Raw genomic sequence first — 16236 nt, forward strand, 5'->3', positions numbered from 1 at the left:
GGTTTCTGGTTTTGACTTCATTGTTGGTTATGTTACTCCCCTGAGCTGCATAACCTCAATTCATGTTTTTTATTCTTTGCATTCCTTCCTGGCATATCTTAGCTTTGGTGAAGGGTCTGATTTGATCCGGCTTTCCAAAACACGCTCCTTGCGGCACGTCCATGTGACGCTTGAGCTCCGCCATCCATGGCTCCGCACAGTTTTGGAAAGCCGGATCAAACCAGCCCCCAAACTTTTGAGTGCCACCGAAGGGGAAATGTCCGGAAATGGATTCCAATTCTCTGAGAGCGTTTCTCACCATTGTCGACCAAGGCTCCTTCTCGGAAGCCGCCGAGGTTCTGCACCTTACCCAACCAGCAATCAGTAAGCGTCTGGCGGCTCTGGAGAACCAGCTGGGCACCAAACTGATTGACCGCAGCCACCGTGAGATAAGACTGACGGATGCCGGAACAAGGTTGCTGCCCCATGCGAGAAAGATCCTGGACGAGATTCATAACGCACGGGTGGCGCTGTCTGCAGATGACGGGGAGATCAGCGGAAAGCTGGAGATTATCGCCTCGCACCACATCGGGCTGCACCATCTGCCCAATTGGCTCAGGCGCTTTTCCCGTGATTACCCCGAGGTTCGGTTGAATCTTCAATTCATGGAGTCGGATGCCGCTTACGCGCAGATGCTGAAGCGTAACGCGGAGCTGGCCTTTGTCACACTCAGTGACAGTATGGGGAGCCAGTTCGTGGTATATGAACAGTGGTCCGATCCGATGGCGTTTGTGGTCGGGCGGGATCATGAGTTGTCGGGACAGGTTTCTGCCTCACTGGAGGATCTTGCCGATTATCCGGCTCTGTTGCCGGATACCACTACCGCCACCTATCGGTCTGTCAGTCGCCTTTTTCTGGAGGCGAATCTTCCGCTGAACCAGCAGATACCGACCAATTACCTTGAGACGCTCAAGATGATGACGAGTGTCGGTCTTGGCTGGAGTGTTTTGCCGGTGAACATGCTGGATGAGTCGGTCCACAAGCTGGAAACCGGCTATCCCGTTAACCGCATGCTGGGTGGTGTCGGGCTGGCCGGACGTCAGCTCAGCCAGGCGGCAAGGGCGCTGCTGAAGGTCGTGCGGGAAGAAGAGACGGGCAAATCTACGTAAATCATTGACGATCAGGAGAAGACATGGGCTTTGACGATTACCTCAAGATTCTGGCCAAGCACGATGGCTCGGACCTTTACCTGAGTACCGGCGCCCCGCCCTGCGCCAAATTCCATGGTTCGCTCAAGCCCATCGACCGGTCTCCCATGGCGCCAGGTACGATCAAGGATATCGCCTATACCATCATGGACGATGAGCAGATCGCTGAGTTCGAGCAGGAGCTCGAGATGAACCTGGCATACAGCATTCGCAACGTCGGCCGGTTCCGCATCAACATTTTCCGGCAACGTAATGAGATCTCAATCGTCGCGCGGAACATCGTGACCGAGATTCCGAACGCCGATGACCTTGGTCTGCCGCCGATCCTCAAGGATGTGGTGATGACCAAACGGGGTCTGGTTCTGTTCGTTGGTGCCACAGGTTCGGGCAAATCCACCTCTCTCGCCGCCCTTATCGATCACCGGAACAGCAATTCTGCCGGCCACATCATTACGATCGAAGACCCGGTGGAATACATCCACCGCCACAAAAAGTGCATCGTTAACCAGCGCGAGGTAGGCGTTGACACCCGGAGCTTCCAGAAAGCGCTCAAGAACACACTGCGCCAGGCTCCGGATGTCATACTGATCGGTGAGATTCGCGACCGCGAAACCATGGAACATGCCCTGGCCTTTGCCGAGACCGGGCACCTGTGTATTTCCACGTTGCACGCCAACAATGCCAACCAGGCGCTGGATCGTATCATCAATTTCTTCCCTGAGGAGCGGCGCCCTCAGCTGCTGATGGATCTTGCGATGAACCTGCGCGCGTTCGTCTCCCAACGGCTGGTACCAACGATCGACAAGAAGCGCTGCGCAGCTATCGAAATCCTGCTCGGCACACCCACCATCAGCGAACTGATCCTGCGCGGTGAAATCGAAGGCATCAAGGAAATCATGGAGAAGTCTGCCAACGTCGGCATGCAGACCTTTGACTTGGCGCTGTTCAATCTATGGAAGGAAGGCAAGATTTCCGAAGAGGAAGCGCTCAAGAATGCCGACTCTGCCAACAACCTGCGCCTGAAGATCAAACTGCATGGTCAGGGAGGCGCGGACTCTTCAGCCGACTCGGGTCCGACTGGAAGTGGTCTTTCGCTCAAAATCGAGGAAGACGACGAGGATCCGGAAGAGTAGTTACCCGTATCAGATGTCACCTGGCGGCGGCCTCAGGCCCCGCCAGGTAATCAGCACCGCCAGTGCCATGGCCACTGCTCCGCCCCAAAAGGCGGCACTGGTACTGATGCCATCCACCAGGAACCCGGATATCCAGGCACCGGCCGCACCGCCTGCGCCGAAGGTCAGACCACTGTAGAGCGCCTGGCCCTGGCCATGGTGGTGTTTGCCGAAAAAGCCCTGGATGTACTGCACTGAAATCGCATGCAGGGCCCCATAGGAAGCGGCATGAAGAAGCTGGGCGAAGATCAGCACTGCAACCACGTCGGTCAGCTCGGCTATCAACGCCCAGCGAATCATGGTCAGCACCAGGGCCCCGATGGCAATCTGCCGAACAGAGAAGCGACGGGTAAACCGGTGCATCACCAGAAATAACCCAATCTCAGCGACCACACCCAGAGACCACAACAGACCGATGGGCAACTTGCCATAACCATGCTGCTCGAGATGGATACTGAAGAAGGTGTAGTACGGCCCGTGGGATACCTGGAGCAGGAAGTTCATCAGAAAGAAGGTGACCACCGCTGGATGGGTGACAATCTCCTTCAGGCTGCCCTTAGGGGCCTTTGGCTTTACCTCTCCCCGCTCTGACGGCACCAGAAACGCCGATACCGCAATACCTGCGAACACGGGCAGCAACAGCCATGGGAGGAAGCTCACCGGAACAATCTCGAGGATTCCGCCAACCCCGGCGACCGCGGCAATGAACCCGACCGAGCCCCAAAGCCGTACCCGTCCGTATTTCTCCTTCTGCGCTCCCAGAGTGCGAAGCGTAATCACCTCGTACAGAGGCAGGATAGCGTTCCAGAAAAAGGTGAAGGCAAGCATCACCAGCAACAGGCCATAAAAGCCCGGCTCAAGGAAAACGCCGGCAAAGAACAGCGAGCCGGTAATGGCACCGAACCTCACCAGCCTGACCCGCTGGCCACTCCGGTCCCCGAGCCATCCCCAGACACTGGGGGCTACGATCTTAGTAAGCTGGATGGTCGCCATCAACGTGGCGATCTGAAGATAGGTATAGCCCTGCCCCTTTAGGTACAGAGACCAATACGGAAGCAGTCCACCCAGAAGGGCGAAAAACCAGAAATAAAGATTCGAAAGCCGCCAGTAAATACCAGCACTCCTGCAGAACTATCGTGAGATTTGGCGGATTCGGCCGGGCAGACCGTTCAAAAATGTGGAGCGCCATGGATGGCGCGACCAAGCCCTACAGGGACGTATTCACGGGCGTTTTTTGAACGGTCTGCCGGGCCGGAGCCGCTTCTCCCAAGCCAAACACCAGGGAGATCAAAGCTGCCCGAGCACAGGCGTAGAAACCTCCACATCACCATTCTGACCACGATGGCGCAGGTAATGATCCATCAGAACGATGGCCATCATGGCTTCAGCAATCGGCGTGGCCCGGATACCCACACAGGGGTCGTGACGGCCGGTGGTAATCACCTCCACCGGATTGCCGTTCACATCGATGCTACGACCGGGCAAGCGCAGACTGGACGTGGGCTTCAGGGCGATGCTGGCCACGATGGGTTGTCCGGAGGAAATGCCGCCCAGTACACCGCCGGCGTTATTGGAAAGAAAGCCTTCAGGCGTCATCTCGTCCCGGTGCTCGGTGCCCTTCTGCTCTACCGAATCGAAACCAGCGCCAATCTCCACACCTTTCACCGCGTTGATACTCATCAGCGCATGGGCCAGATCCGCATCAAGGCGGTCGAAAACAGGCTCGCCAAGGCCGGGAGGCACGCCATCAGCCACGACGTTGATCCGGGCACCGATGGAATCGCCCTCTTTGCGGAGCGCATCCATATAGGCTTCCATTTCCGGCACCTTGTCGGCGTCCGGGCAGAAGAACGGGTTCTGGTGCACCTGACCCCAGTCCAGCTTTTCCGCCTTGATGGGGCCTAGCTGGGAAAGGTAACCGCGGATCTTGATGCCCAGTCGCTGCTCCAGGAATTTGCGGGCGACGGCGCCAGCGGCCACACGCATGGCGGTCTCACGGGCCGAGGAGCGGCCACCGCCACGATAGTCGCGAACCCCGTATTTGTGCATGTAGGTGTAATCGGCATGGGCCGGGCGGAACTGCTCAGAGATTTTGGAATAGTCCTTGGAGCGCTGATCCGTGTTCTCGATGATCAGGCCAATGGGCGTTCCGGTGGTCTTGCCCTCGAACACCCCGGACAGGATCTTCACCTCGTCCGCCTCACGGCGCTGGGTGGTATGGCGGGAGGTGCCCGGCTTGCGACGATCCAGATCCCGCTGCATGTCGGCTTCCGAAAGCTCCAGGCCCGGAGGACAGCCGTCAATAATGCAGCCCAGGGCGGCCCCATGGCTTTCACCAAAGGTGGTTACTGTGAATAGTTTTCCAAAGCTATTTCCCGACATGATTCAGTATCTTATCCAGTTCTTGTGAGAATTTGGTTTAACCACGGACCTGCCAGGCGCGCAGGTCTTCAGCCCGCAGCAGGAACACACCGTCACCGCCATTTTCAAACTCCAGCCAGGTAAACGGCAGCTCGGGATAGGCCTGATCCAGAGCCACCCAGCTGTTGCCCACTTCCACGATAAGCAGGCCGTCTTCGGTGAGGTGGTCTGCCGCTTTTGCCAGGATGCGGTGGGCGATATCCAGACCATCCGCCCCTGCGGCAAGACCCAGTTCCGGCTCATGGCGGTACTCGTCCGGCATATCCACGAGGTCTTCGGCATCCACGTAGGGGGGGTTGCTCAGAATGACATCGTAGCGACCGCTAATGTTCTCGAACACATCTGACTTTACGGTGCTTACCCGGTCTCGGACGTCATGAAGATCAATATTCGACTCCGCGACCGCCAGGGCGTCCTCGGAAATATCGGACAGATCCACCTCGGCATCCTCGAACACCATGGCTGCGCCAATGCCGATGCAGCCACTGCCGGTGCACAGATCCAGTATCCGGGTGACTTCGGTATCGCCCAGCCAGGGCTGAAGACCATTTTCCAGCAGTTCGCCAATGGGCGACCGGGGCACCAGCACACGCTCGTCCACGTGGAACGGCATGCCCATGAACCAGGCTTCGCCGAGCAGGTACGCGAGCGGGACGCGGTCGTTCACTCGCCGCTCGATTCGGTCGAGAATCATGGCACGCTCGTCCCGGGTGAGCCGCGCATCGAGGAACAGTGTGTTGTTTTCCAGTGGCAGGTTCAGGCTGCGCATCACCAGCTGAACCGCCTCGTCCCAGACGTTATCGGTACCGTGGCCAAAAAACAGTGGCGACGCCGCAAACTGCGTCGAGGCATAGCGAAGGTAATCGCGAACGGTCTGAAGGTCGTCGATGGGACTGGTCACAAGGATCATTTCCTGTTCTGGCGCATGTCAGCGCGGGATTATACGCTGTTTGGCCCCGCTCCTGCAGCCTAAACCAGCCCGGATCCTGCTCAGATGGCCAACGGGCCGGAGCTGCTCCTGTTCGCCTCGTACCGATCCAGAGCCAGGGCCATGCGTTCGCGCCCGAGCTGAATCAGTTCGGGGGCCTTGTGGTAGTCGTAGGTCCGACAGGAATTCTTGGGTACGTTGACCAGCAGATCCGGCGGATAACCGGCGATTTTGTATTGCACCAACGCACTCTGCATGGTTTCGATGGTCAGGTTCATCACATCGAATTTGCCTATGCCAAGCTTGTCCCAGTCGATGGTTTCGTGATCTTCCTGATGTTTCTTATCGGTTGGCTTTTTGTCGTGGTCCTTGTGGTTTTCTTTTTTGTGGACCTCCCGGCTGATTTTCTCCTCGGGACTTTCGCCATTGTCGGCTTTCCGTGATCCGAGTGACTTGATGGTATCCCAGTCAAACCAGCGGGATGCCTTGTCGCGGATGGCATCAACCCACTCTTCCATCTCCGAAGCCTCTTGATCATGGACAAAGGCCGCGTCCGGGATCCGCTGGCGCTGGTCGTCCTCGCCACTGAGGTTGACCGCAACAATCAGGTCCGCATGGGCGGAGATGGTCGGGATTATGGGTAACGGATTCAGCAGAGCGCCATCCACCAGGACGCGCCCATTCAGCACCAGGGGCGTCACAACACTGGGAATGGCGACGGAGGCTCGGATGGCCTGGTCCAGCGGGCCTTCCTGAAACCAGACTTCCTTGTGGGCCAGCAGATCGGTTGCAACCGCCGTGTAAGCCAGTGGCAGGTCTTCAATCCGGGTATCACCGAGCATATCCCGCACCACGGAAAAAATCTTTTCGCCACGGATTGCGCCCACTGAATTGAAGGTAACGTCCAGCAGCTTGAGGACATCGAACTGGCCTAGGCCAGTCACCCAGTCCTTGTAGTCCTTCATCTTGCCTGCGGCGTACATTCCTCCGATCAGCGCGCCCATGGAACAACCCGAGATTGCGATGATGTCGTAACCGCGCTCATTCAGGATCTCTATGGCGCCGATGTGGGCATAGCCGCGTGCCCCCCCGCTACCGAGGGTTAATGCAACGGTCTGCTTACGTTTGGTGCCGGGCGGCTTTTTCTGGATATTGGCCGGAGCCTCTGCCGCAGAAACGTCGGAACTCTGCAGGACCTTGGAAATGTTATCCTGCGGAGTGTTTTCATCCGTTTTTCCCGGGGGATCCCCGTTCTTTTCCTCATCCCTGGCCATGATCTCACCTCGAAATGACGGTCACTTCCACCCGATCACCCTGACGATCCGGGTTTTCCATGGGTATAAACGGGCCAACCACCAGTATTTTCTGCTGCTCCCGGGAGATCCCGATACGCGCCAACACTTCGGAGAGGGATTCGGTCGCACCCCGGGCACGTTCGAGGGAATCGTCAAGGCTCTCTTCCGCACCCAGTGACGAGAATCCTACCAGAACCACCGTAGCGCCTTCTTCCGAAGCCTGCTCCCTCAGATTGCGACGATCACTTGCCGCCCAGTCAAACTTGTAGGTAAAGCCGCCCTCGTAGGGAACAATCAACGGCCCGAACATCCGATCGGAACCCGTATCGAATCCAGGTACGACGGCACCATCACCGAGCCTGAGGTGCTCGACCCAGACGTACTCACGCAAGTTGCCACGGGTTACGGTGTAAACGAGCGTCAGCCAACGGGTTCCATCCTCATCCAGTGACCCGGCAACCAGGTAATCCTGTTCGGAATCCCGGCCATTGAGGATCGCCTGGCCAAAAATACGGTTGGCCCAGATGACACTCCGGCCGCAGCTGACCCCGGAACATTCATACAGAACGCTAGCGCCCCGGGCCTGCAACAACTGTCGATAATGGCCACGGGCCCCTTCACGGCCCGCATCCCGGTTGAGCTGGTACATTCGGGCTTCTCCCGAGACCGGCAGGCGCGCCATGGTGTCGGAACGGATTTCATTATTCACTTCCCGAACCGGGCTGAACAACACCAGATGGCCGTTGGACTGAATCCGGGTGCTGGTTTCCAGCTGAGACTGGGGGAAAGGTTCCGGAAAACCGGATGCCAACGCCCCATTCGAAAGTGTAGCCAACAGGACCAGCATCCCGCCAAGGAATTTAACGAACCACTTTACGCTCAATTGTTTAACCATTGGTCAGAAATGCCCTTACCGCTTCTGCCACCGGAACGGTATCGCCATCAAGGTGACAATGATGGCCGCCCGGAACGCGCGCCATTGTGAGATTGCGGATCCGCTCAGCCCGGTCGTCCAGGCCTTTGCGATGGGAGAGCAGGCCTTCATCGGCACGCACGAACAACGTCGGCGTCTCGATGGCTTCCAGGGAAGCCAGCACCTGCTCCTCCGTCATCATCAGCGGGGACGGGTGACGAAGACGCGGATCAGTACACCATACGTAACCGTCGCCAAACGGTTTCATATTTCGGGGCACCAGGGTCAACGCGGCTTCATGGCTCAGCGGGCTAACGCCGCCCTCCCGGGCCTTTGCCGCGGTCGTCAGATCCGGATAGACCACCGACTTGCCCGAGCCACTGAGGCGCTTCTTGATGGCCCTTCTCAACTGGGGAATCGTTTCTTCAACCGGACGACTGATGGCGCCAAGACTGTCGATCATCACCAGATGCCGGACTTTTTCCGGGAAAGCCGCGGCGTACAGGGCGCTGACGATGCCGCCGAGCGAGTGCCCCACCAGGTCGACCCGGCTTTCATCCGATTCGCTGAAATGCCGTTCGATCACTTCAGCCAGATCCGCCACGTAATCCATCAGCAGGTAGGACTGTCCCGGTGAACGGTGCCCCGATTTTCCGTGCCCGGCCATATCGATGGCATGGACATCGGCCACCTTTGCAAGTTCCGGGGCAAGTTTTGTGAAGGTCAGGCTGTTGTCCAGCCAGCCATGAAGCATCAGAATCGGTGGTTGCCCGCTAACTCCTGGATTGGCGGACCAGGAAAGGCCGGCAAGATCGATGTTTTCCAGCTGCCAGACGGTTTCCGAGCAACACAACGGTTTTCCGGCAGATCGTGCGGTTTCGGACATATCGTTCATGAAGCGGAACGCCTCACATGGTGTGTGTGGGGCGATCGGAACTCAGGGAGCCGGCCAGGTAGGATTCAATCTTGGTACGAGCCGTTTCATCATCGCCGTTGAACTGTACGCCGATACCGGCGGCGCGGTTCCCCTGGGCACCCTTGGGTGTTATCCAGATGACCTTGCCGGCCACGGGGATCTTTTCCGGCTCATCCATAAGGTTGAGCAGGAGAAAGACCTCGTCACCAAGCTGGTACTGTTTCTGCGTCGGGATAAACATTCCGCCCTGACGAATATAGGGCATGTAGGCGGCATACAGCACTGCCTTGTCCTTGATGGTCAGGGTGAGAATGCCACTGCGCGCGCCAAAACCTGGGCCCATATCTGACACCTTTTATTGTGTTGTCACGGTAACTCGTTCATACCGGGATAAGAAAATCCCTGTCATTTCGCAATCATAGCAGCTTGGGCCCGCATAGGCGTAGCCCTTACCGGCAACGCGGTTAACCCGCCTTGCGCCGCTTGGGCATCAGGGCCTGCCAGGCCAGTAACAAACGGCTGGCTTCAAGCTCCGGATTGGCATTGTAGACACCCGCTGCCCTCGACTCCCGGATCATATCCAGGAGCTCATGGGCCCGCCAGGCCGGATTCCGGTTCGCCAGGAATCCAAGCATGTCTGCAGCCTCCGCGTCCGTGGCCTGGCCGCCGGCCGCCATGCGTGCGAGGTCCGCTGCCCAGCCTTCGAACAGGAACAGCGCATCGTCCAGCCCCATGGCCTTGAACGCCTTCGCGGCCTCGGCCACGGGCATCTTCCCCTTCATGAACTGCCTGAAGCTTTCGAAAGCCTCATCGCGAAGCTTGAGAAACTCGCCATTGACGTATTCAAGGGCAAGTCGTGGTGCGTTACCCGCCAGCATCAGCGCTTTGGCCAGTACCTCTGCGGACGGTCTCTGATCTTCGTCCAGCTCCGTCACCTTCGCCACCAACCAGCGTTCCGCCTGCTCCCGCGCTGGCACAGGAATGTTCAGGGTCTGGCAGCGTGACCGGATGGTTGGCAGCACGGGGCGGCCGCTTTCCTGGAGCAACAGCAGGGTGACGTCCGCCAGTGGTTCCTCCAGGGTTTTCAGCAAGGCATTCGCGGCATTAATGTTGAGCTGGTCGGCACGATCAATGATCGCCACCTTGTGATGGGCGACCTGGGGCGAGCCCACGGCAAACGACGACAGGGCACGAATCTGGTCCACCTTGACCATCCGGGATTTTTCCGGCGCATAGATCCGCACATCCGGGTGACTGCCAGCGCCAACAAGCTCGCATTGCTTGCAGTGACCGCACGCGACCGGGAGACTTGCCTCATTCTTCACCGGCCGGTCGCAAAGCAGCAACCCCGCCACCGCTTCCGCCCAGGCCCGCTTCCCGACACCCCGCTCGCCATTGATGATCATGGCGTGGGGCAGACGGTCCTCGGCGAGCCGGGCCTGGATCTGTTGCCAGGCTCGCTGGAGCCAGGGCATGTCTTGCGCGATATCGGTCACGATGCTGATCCGGATTCTCTGTGTGGTTGACGCCGCTGTGAGGCTTCCCGTAACTGGCGCTTCATGGTACCCAGCAACCGCCGCATACGCCGCAGTTCCTGATTATCGGATTCGGATGACGGCTTATAGTAATGGCTGTTCACCATCCGGGCAAAACGACGGGCCGTTTCCGTGACCGACGGCCGCGCTTGCGCCAGGCGGTCTGCCAGGGTACTGGGCGTTTCACCCTGCCGTACCGGAACGCCGGCACTCTCGCAAGCCCGGTGCCAGGATAGCAGCACTTTCTGGAAATCGTCCCGGCGTTCACCCCGTCGCAACTGCAACGCTGAAAACAGGCCAGCGATCAGCAATCCCCCACCAACAATGCCAGCAGTCAGGTAACCGAGCTCACGCAGACCAAAACCGCCAGGAAGGCGAGACATCAGATCCATCTGGCTCTGGCCCTGGTAGCCGACCACCCAGCGCTGCCACTGGTAGTTGATCCGATCCAACTGGAGGCTGGCCCATTGCACCAGAGCCATATCCCCGTATTTTTGCGCCGAGAGGACCTCATCCTCCAGGAACGAGCCTTCCTCTGCCACCGCATCCCGGAGTCCGGACTCGATCCGTGCCGGTGAAATCGCCGCCGTGGGATCGACCCGCACCCAGCCCTGGCCATCCAGCCAGACCTCAACCCAGGCGTGGGCATCGTACTGGCGCACAATCAGGTATTCGCCGCCAGCACCCGGCTCGCCGCCCTGATAGCCGACAACCACCCGGGCCGGGATGCCCGCTGCCCTCAGAACGAAGGTGGTAGCCCCCGCATAGTGGGCACAGAAGCCCCGTTTCTGATCGAACAACAGGGCATCGATGCCCTCCTCCGGCATGGCTGGCGGACGGAGTGTGTAGAAGTATTCCTGCTCACGGAACCGGCTCAGCAGCGAGTCAACAACACCCTCATCAGAAAAACGTTGGTCCAGCTCGCGGGCAAGCTCACGGGCCCTCGGATTGCCGGACGCGGGCAACTGCAGAAATCGGCGCCGCTCTGCCGGACTCAGCTCGGCATTTCCAGAGCTCCGGGATTCATCAAGTCTGAGACGGTAACGCATCGGGCTGTCCGCTGGCCGGCGGAACCGGAACAGGTCATCGCCCTCTTCCACCACGTTGTCGGAAACCGGCGAGGAGCCCTCCAGGGCAAAAGCCCAACGCTGATCGGTCGGCTCCATCAGCACATCATATTCACTGCCACCCAGGGTCCCTACACCGCCATCCATCGCAATCCGGCCCGGTCGACGGAAACCCTCTTCACGCCCCTGACGCCAGGTTTCACCATCCAGGTAATCCAGCACCAGGCCCCGCCAGTAACGATCGCGGTAGGCCGGTATTTCACCTCCGAACGTTGCCCGGAAGGCCCGCTCGCTGCTTTGCGCCAGGTTGGAGATGTCCCCCGGCCGCATGGTATCGCTGATGCCCGAACGGGCTTCGCCGGAAACCAGCGGCACACTCCAGAGCGGGGCCATGCGGGGGAAGAAAACAAACAGCAGCACCACGACCGGCAGGGTCTTCAGCAGCAGTCCGCCCAGGCGACGCCAGCCGGAAGGCATATCGCTGGGCAGGTCCGGGGCATTGAGCACCTGCAACCCGACCAGAAGTAAAGCAACCGCAAGGAAGTTCACCAACGACCACAGAATATTCTGCTGGAACAGGAAATTGACCCCGGCCAGGTACACCAGGATGAAAAACAGCACGTAGAAGTCCCGCGTCGAGCGGGTTTCCAGCCATTTCAGCCCCACCGCCAGCACAAAGAACGAGGCCGCGGTATCCACGGTAAAACGGCCCTGCACGGTGGCGACATACACGGAGATCAGCACCAGCATGATGCCGGTGCGCAACCAGCGCCCCGGCAACCGGACCCGGCCCTCCTGCGCAAGCCACCGCCACACTGCCAGTATTCCGCAGGCGGCGACCAGCCATATCGGCAGCCGGTCCCACTGGGGCGCCAACAGGATGGCGAAGCTACCGATCAGCCAGAGCAAGGCATTCGAAGGCAGAGCGTTCGCCGGCTCAACAGCCTCACGCCCGAGAGAGAAGGCCTGGGTCAATTTCATGCGGCCGCCTCCTTCTCTCTCGGAACTTCATGTCGGCGGGATCCATGCTCCGCCGCTATCGCATCTCTCGGAGGCTCCTCGCCCCAAACAGCCAGGGCGCGGAGGCAGCGGGTGACGTGGGCTGGTCCCTGGTCAGGCTCAATCACCTGGCCTGGCAGATTCAGACCGAACGGCGTGCTGGCCTTGCCCCGCTCCAGCACCTGCCAGGCGAGATAGCTCAGCCTCAGTTCATTGTCCGCGCCGGCAAACGCGAAGAAATCCAGCCACTGCGGGTTTCCCTGCTCGCCTTCCCAGTCCGCAACCACCATTTGCCCGGTGCGGGCATAGCGTTTCCACATGACACGCTGACTCAAGTCACCCTCACGCCATGGACGCAGGTCCGCGTTGTCGTTTCCGACGGTTGGGCGCTGGGCAGTATCTTCGTCTCCATCCTCGACGGTACTTCCGACATCGGGCGCTACCACGGGGCGGGGAAAAATGATCGCCGGCGATACCGGCCGAACCCAGGACCAGGCTTTCAGCAAGCCGAAAGGAAAACGGGTTTCGATCCGAATCATTTCCGGCCGGAGGTAACCACGGTGGGCCGAGGGCACCGACAACGTTACATCCAGCGCCTGACCGGCGGGGATATGGAAAGGGGCAAGCGTGGAATCCTCACAGGAGAGGCGAATCGCAATGGCCGGACCTTTGCCGGCGGACGCCCGGAACCGGTAGGGAACCTCGTCACCGGCAAAGCCCTCGCCTGGCTGGGTCACCGTCAGTTGCAGTCCTGACAGGTTGCGATGGGTCTGGTGCATCGCGCCAACAAACAGTGCGCCAAGCAAAAAAGTAGTGAGATAGATCAGGCTGTTCTGGTAATTGATGCCAGTAATCAACATCACCAACAGCAAGATACCAAAGACCACGCCGGCTCCGGTCGGGAGAATAAAGATGTTCTTCTGATTGAAGGACTGACTGTCCGATCGGGGGACCCGACGGTTCACCCAGCGCTGCCAGCGTTCGCGAAATACTTTGATCATCCTGCCCTTCTGGCCATGTACGAACGGAAAAGTTCCACGACTATACCAATGAAACTGCGGCTTTTTATAAAGATACTGACAATTCAAAGAGACTGATCACAATCCCGATCCACCTCGGTTGAAAAACTGTCCAACAAACCGAATACTGAGAAGCAGATCAAAGGACGAGGCCATATCATGAAAGGCACACATCTGCTCGCCAGCGCTATCGCCGGCCTGACCGCCAACCTGGCGGCAAACGCGGGCGTGGAAGCCCTGACCTCCGACGAAATGGTGGAAACCTACGTCAAGGACTCAGCGGTCATCATCGTACCCAAGGAAAAACGGAAATCCGAGGCCGACCGCCGGCGCATCATCCGTTCCCTGACCATTTCCCCGGGCGAGCCCGTGCTCACCGAATCTGAAGAAGAGGCCTATCGGGACCTGCTACAGAAGTACATGGAAGATGACCGGGAAGACGCCCTCGCCGCCGCGGAAGAAGAATTCATCCGCCGCGCCCTGCTGCTGCCCACGGATCAGTTGGCTGCCGCCCAGCCTATTGCCGAGTTCACGCCCACAATCCCGCCGCTGATCTTTGGTCAGCAGATGGAGATTCCCGACGAGCCGTTTACCCAGACGTTTCTCAATGACCAACTTAGCGTCGGTTTCGATGGGCAGAATGTGAATTTCTCGATTGGCAACCCGCCGGGGATTGATCAGATCCGGATTCCGGAGGCGATTAATGAGGGGCCGGTTAGTCTGACGCCACGGGCTGGGGGTGGGTTTGATCTTTCTATTGCGGTGCCTGAGGAGTAGCAGACAGCCCCAATGTTAACTATAAAATGGCGGCAAGGTAGCTGCCATTTTTTGTGTCCAAGCATGATTGCTTCGCTACAAATGAAAGCGCCCCGCAATGCGGGGCGCTTCATCCAAAATGGTATCAGGTCAAATTAGTGACCGTAGATAGCCATCCTGGTGTTCTGAACATGCAGGTTGTCCAGGGCGACAGAACCGATGCTGGTTCCACCAATCGCAACGCTGGCAATGTTCATATCCATCACGACATTGTTGACGTCAACTCGCAGAACGTCGGTAGCCCCAGAGGTGCCGAGGCCAGAACCGTCCAGCCCATTGCCTTTGTAGACATCCATGTTCACGTTTGCAAAGCCAGCCATGACCTTCGCTTCTTTGGAAGCCGGATCAAGACCGAATTCCCCATCCGCATCTGCCGACATGATGGAACCGTCTCCATCGTAATCAAAGTTAGCGCCGGCACCGGTAATAGACATGCCCTGAATACCAACTGCAAGGAACGGTACATCAAAATTCATGTTGTTAACCGTAAACGCGGTATCGATATTCAGCGAACCATCACCAGTACCTCCGAGGTTGGTCGCAGCATCTTCGGTATCCACACGGATATCCAGCTTGGCCAGCATACCCCAGGCGCTCAGACCGGAGATCAGAGTTGTGCTATCAGTGCCTTCCAGGTTCATTGACGAGGCGGTGAAGCCCCAGTCGATGGGCTGGCCACTGATAGTGTGTACAGAGATGACTGCATCACCGTCGGCATCGAGATCGATATCGATCGACAGGTCGTCCAACAGAGCCGTAGCAGCGGTGTCAGCATTGCCGTCACCGGTAGTATCGAAAATCGGGTTTGCGCCAGTCACGAGGCCAGCACCACCCAATTCAATATCATTCACGGTAAAGGAACCACCACCGATCTCTTCAGCACCGCCACCATCGGTATCGGTGTACTTGAACTGACCAATGCTGACCTGGGTTTCCAGCTCGATGGTCACACCGGCCTGACCGGTCACGTTACCCATCGCAGAGTCATTCAGTGCTGTCAGTTCTGCCTGCGCGGCGAACGGAGCAGCAGCTACGGCTGTAGCAAGTGCAATTTTCTTCAGGCCTTTCATTCTTATCTCCTTATAAACTCATCATTATTCTTGTGTGAGTCTGTATTTTTTTTGAAGCAGGATCTGTGATCCCACAAATCCATTTAAGATTGTTTTACAGTCTGAATCCGTGATTGCACTCACAATTCTCCACCACACTGAAACGAACGGTTACAAAACGGATTTACGTCACGTTTTGTCCTGGCCCTGCACTTCGCCCTCAGTTTCCCGGCCATCGTAGAAGAGTTCGTATGGCTTTTTCTGCGTGTTAGGCTTGCCAAAGCTCAGGTTGCCCTGCTCAAAACGATAGGGAACCACCTGCAAACCTGAGAGCCCCAAACGATGCTCATGTTCAATTGCAAGCACTCGAGTGTTGTCACCCTCTTCCACTGTCCCCGCGTAAACGATTGCGGTTGCGAGAATCTTGCCGTGTCGAGCGAGGGATTTTAGAGCTGCCCTGAACATAAGTACCTTCATGGTTGCAGCAGCTTGTTCGCCACTTTCGCCCAGACGGACACGCTTGACTTCACCGTCATTCATCATCATCCAGGCTGCAGGGATGACGACCCCGCTTTGCTCCAGCTCTGCGCCCACCTCCTCACGAGCCACGGCCGTTAATTTCTGCATATGGTTTGCAGCCAAGCCGGCGTACTGTTTGATCTCATCCGAGGTCAGCTTTCCATCAGAGAGTGCGTTGCGATCCGGTATTTCTTCATCAACTCCTTCCTGAGCCATAGTCGCTGGGGAGGTCGCAGCGAGAAGAAGAAAAGTCGATAGAAAGAGCGGTTTCACATTCGCCATCATCATTGTTGTCCTTATATTCTTTGGTCTTTTGAAGAAGGGCCGGCCTTAGTGCGGTAAAATATCGCTTGTTCGATCGCTACCCTTGTTCTCCGTCATTTTCATTAGATCAGTGGCG

15 protein-coding genes are annotated in these 16236 nt (G+C 58.1%); 3 read left to right on the forward strand and 12 right to left on the reverse strand.

Annotation, left to right across the window (positions count from 1 at the left end; genetic code table 11):
• Positions 1-266: 266 nt before the first annotated feature.
• Both ACQUTG_RS07830 and ACQUTG_RS07835 read left to right on the forward strand, forming a co-directional pair.
• A complete protein-coding gene (locus tag ACQUTG_RS07830) occupies positions 267-1148 on the forward strand; it encodes a LysR substrate-binding domain-containing protein (protein WP_428918869.1) in 882 nt (293 codons plus the stop codon).
• Positions 1149-1171: 23 nt separating this feature from the next.
• Positions 1172-2320 (forward strand): PilT/PilU family type 4a pilus ATPase, encoded by a 1149-nt coding sequence (locus ACQUTG_RS07835; protein WP_428918870.1) that lies wholly within the window; start codon positions 1172-1174, stop codon positions 2318-2320.
• Positions 2321-2329: 9 nt separating this feature from the next.
• Here ACQUTG_RS07835 and ACQUTG_RS07840 read toward each other — a convergent pair whose 3' ends face one another.
• The 10 genes from ACQUTG_RS07840 to ACQUTG_RS07885 all read right to left on the reverse strand — a co-directional run bounded on the left by ACQUTG_RS07840 (position 2330) and on the right by ACQUTG_RS07885 (position 13434).
• Positions 2330-3472 carry an MFS transporter gene (locus ACQUTG_RS07840; RefSeq protein ID WP_428919256.1) on the reverse strand — a complete coding sequence of 381 codons (1143 nt, stop codon included), beginning with the start codon at positions 3470-3472 and terminating at the stop codon, positions 2330-2332.
• 174 nt (positions 3473-3646) lie between these two features.
• The gene (gene aroC, locus ACQUTG_RS07845) at positions 3647-4741 is read right to left on the reverse strand and encodes a chorismate synthase (protein ID WP_428918871.1); all 1095 of its coding nucleotides are present in this window, start codon (positions 4739-4741) and stop codon (positions 3647-3649) included.
• A gap of 37 nt (positions 4742-4778) precedes the next feature.
• Positions 4779-5681: a 50S ribosomal protein L3 N(5)-glutamine methyltransferase gene (gene prmB, locus ACQUTG_RS07850; RefSeq protein ID WP_428918872.1), complete on the reverse strand. Its 903-nt coding sequence runs from the start codon at positions 5679-5681 to the stop codon at positions 4779-4781.
• A gap of 89 nt (positions 5682-5770) precedes the next feature.
• On the reverse strand, positions 5771-6982 hold the full coding sequence (locus ACQUTG_RS07855; protein WP_428918873.1) for a patatin-like phospholipase family protein: 1212 nt from the start codon (positions 6980-6982) through the stop codon (positions 5771-5773).
• Positions 6983-6986: 4 nt separating this feature from the next.
• Positions 6987-7898, reverse strand: a complete 912-nt coding sequence (locus ACQUTG_RS07860; protein ID WP_428918874.1) for a DUF4892 domain-containing protein — start codon at positions 7896-7898, stop codon at positions 6987-6989.
• Complete coding sequence (locus ACQUTG_RS07865; protein WP_428918875.1) at positions 7891-8811, reverse strand: alpha/beta fold hydrolase; 921 nt, start codon at positions 8809-8811, stop codon at positions 7891-7893. Before ACQUTG_RS07865 ends, ACQUTG_RS07860 begins: the two co-directional genes overlap by 8 nt.
• 13 nt (positions 8812-8824) lie before the next feature.
• A complete protein-coding gene (locus tag ACQUTG_RS07870; protein ID WP_091999324.1) occupies positions 8825-9175 on the reverse strand; it encodes a PilZ domain-containing protein in 351 nt (116 codons plus the stop codon).
• Between the two features lie 121 nt (positions 9176-9296).
• A complete protein-coding gene (gene holB / locus ACQUTG_RS07875) occupies positions 9297-10328 on the reverse strand; it encodes a DNA polymerase III subunit delta' (protein WP_428918876.1) in 1032 nt (343 codons plus the stop codon).
• Positions 10325-12415, reverse strand: a complete 2091-nt coding sequence (locus tag ACQUTG_RS07880; protein ID WP_428918877.1) for a transglutaminaseTgpA domain-containing protein — start codon at positions 12413-12415, stop codon at positions 10325-10327. Before ACQUTG_RS07880 ends, holB begins: the two co-directional genes overlap by 4 nt.
• Entirely contained in the window at positions 12412-13434 is a 1023-nt protein-coding gene (locus ACQUTG_RS07885) for a DUF58 domain-containing protein (RefSeq protein WP_428918878.1), read from the reverse strand. Before ACQUTG_RS07885 ends, ACQUTG_RS07880 begins: the two co-directional genes overlap by 4 nt.
• Before the next feature lie 177 nt (positions 13435-13611).
• Between ACQUTG_RS07885 and ACQUTG_RS07890 the strand changes: the two genes are divergently transcribed.
• Positions 13612-14229, forward strand: a complete 618-nt coding sequence (locus ACQUTG_RS07890) for a hypothetical protein (RefSeq protein ID WP_428918879.1) — start codon at positions 13612-13614, stop codon at positions 14227-14229.
• Between the two features lie 134 nt (positions 14230-14363).
• On the opposite strand, the gene ACQUTG_RS07895 is transcribed toward ACQUTG_RS07890, so the two are convergent.
• Together ACQUTG_RS07895 and ACQUTG_RS07900 are read right to left on the reverse strand one after the other, a co-directional pair.
• Complete coding sequence (locus ACQUTG_RS07895; RefSeq protein WP_428918880.1) at positions 14364-15338, reverse strand: DUF6160 family protein; 975 nt, start codon at positions 15336-15338, stop codon at positions 14364-14366.
• 168 nt (positions 15339-15506) lie between these two features.
• Positions 15507-16121 carry a hypothetical protein gene (locus tag ACQUTG_RS07900; RefSeq protein WP_428918881.1) on the reverse strand — a complete coding sequence of 205 codons (615 nt, stop codon included), beginning with the start codon at positions 16119-16121 and terminating at the stop codon, positions 15507-15509.
• Positions 16122-16236 lie beyond the last annotated feature (115 nt).

Source organism: Marinobacter sp. DUT-1 (assembly GCF_050379415.1).
Lineage (GTDB): Bacteria > Pseudomonadota > Gammaproteobacteria > Pseudomonadales > Oleiphilaceae > Marinobacter.

What these genes read in the sequence shown, in the direction of transcription:
- ACQUTG_RS07830 (WP_428918869.1), top strand. Translation starts at nt 267, where the DNA reads ATGGATTCCAATTCTCTGAGAGCGTTTCTCACCATTGTCGACCAAGGC.
- ACQUTG_RS07880 (WP_428918877.1), bottom strand. Translation starts at nt 12,415, where the DNA reads ATGAAATTGACCCAGGCCTTCTCTCTCGGGCGTGAGGCTGTTGAGCCG.
- ACQUTG_RS07895 (WP_428918880.1), bottom strand. Translation starts at nt 15,338, where the DNA reads ATGAAAGGCCTGAAGAAAATTGCACTTGCTACAGCCGTAGCTGCTGCT.
- aroC (WP_428918871.1), bottom strand. Translation starts at nt 4,741, where the DNA reads ATGTCGGGAAATAGCTTTGGAAAACTATTCACAGTAACCACCTTTGGT.
- ACQUTG_RS07900 (WP_428918881.1), bottom strand. Translation starts at nt 16,121, where the DNA reads ATGATGGCGAATGTGAAACCGCTCTTTCTATCGACTTTTCTTCTTCTC.
- ACQUTG_RS07890 (WP_428918879.1), top strand. Translation starts at nt 13,612, where the DNA reads ATGAAAGGCACACATCTGCTCGCCAGCGCTATCGCCGGCCTGACCGCC.
- ACQUTG_RS07870 (WP_091999324.1), bottom strand. Translation starts at nt 9,175, where the DNA reads ATGGGCCCAGGTTTTGGCGCGCGCAGTGGCATTCTCACCCTGACCATC.
- ACQUTG_RS07865 (WP_428918875.1), bottom strand. Translation starts at nt 8,811, where the DNA reads ATGAACGATATGTCCGAAACCGCACGATCTGCCGGAAAACCGTTGTGT.
- ACQUTG_RS07860 (WP_428918874.1), bottom strand. Translation starts at nt 7,898, where the DNA reads ATGGTTAAACAATTGAGCGTAAAGTGGTTCGTTAAATTCCTTGGCGGG.
- ACQUTG_RS07885 (WP_428918878.1), bottom strand. Translation starts at nt 13,434, where the DNA reads ATGATCAAAGTATTTCGCGAACGCTGGCAGCGCTGGGTGAACCGTCGG.
- ACQUTG_RS07835 (WP_428918870.1), top strand. Translation starts at nt 1,172, where the DNA reads ATGGGCTTTGACGATTACCTCAAGATTCTGGCCAAGCACGATGGCTCG.
- ACQUTG_RS07855 (WP_428918873.1), bottom strand. Translation starts at nt 6,982, where the DNA reads ATGGCCAGGGATGAGGAAAAGAACGGGGATCCCCCGGGAAAAACGGAT.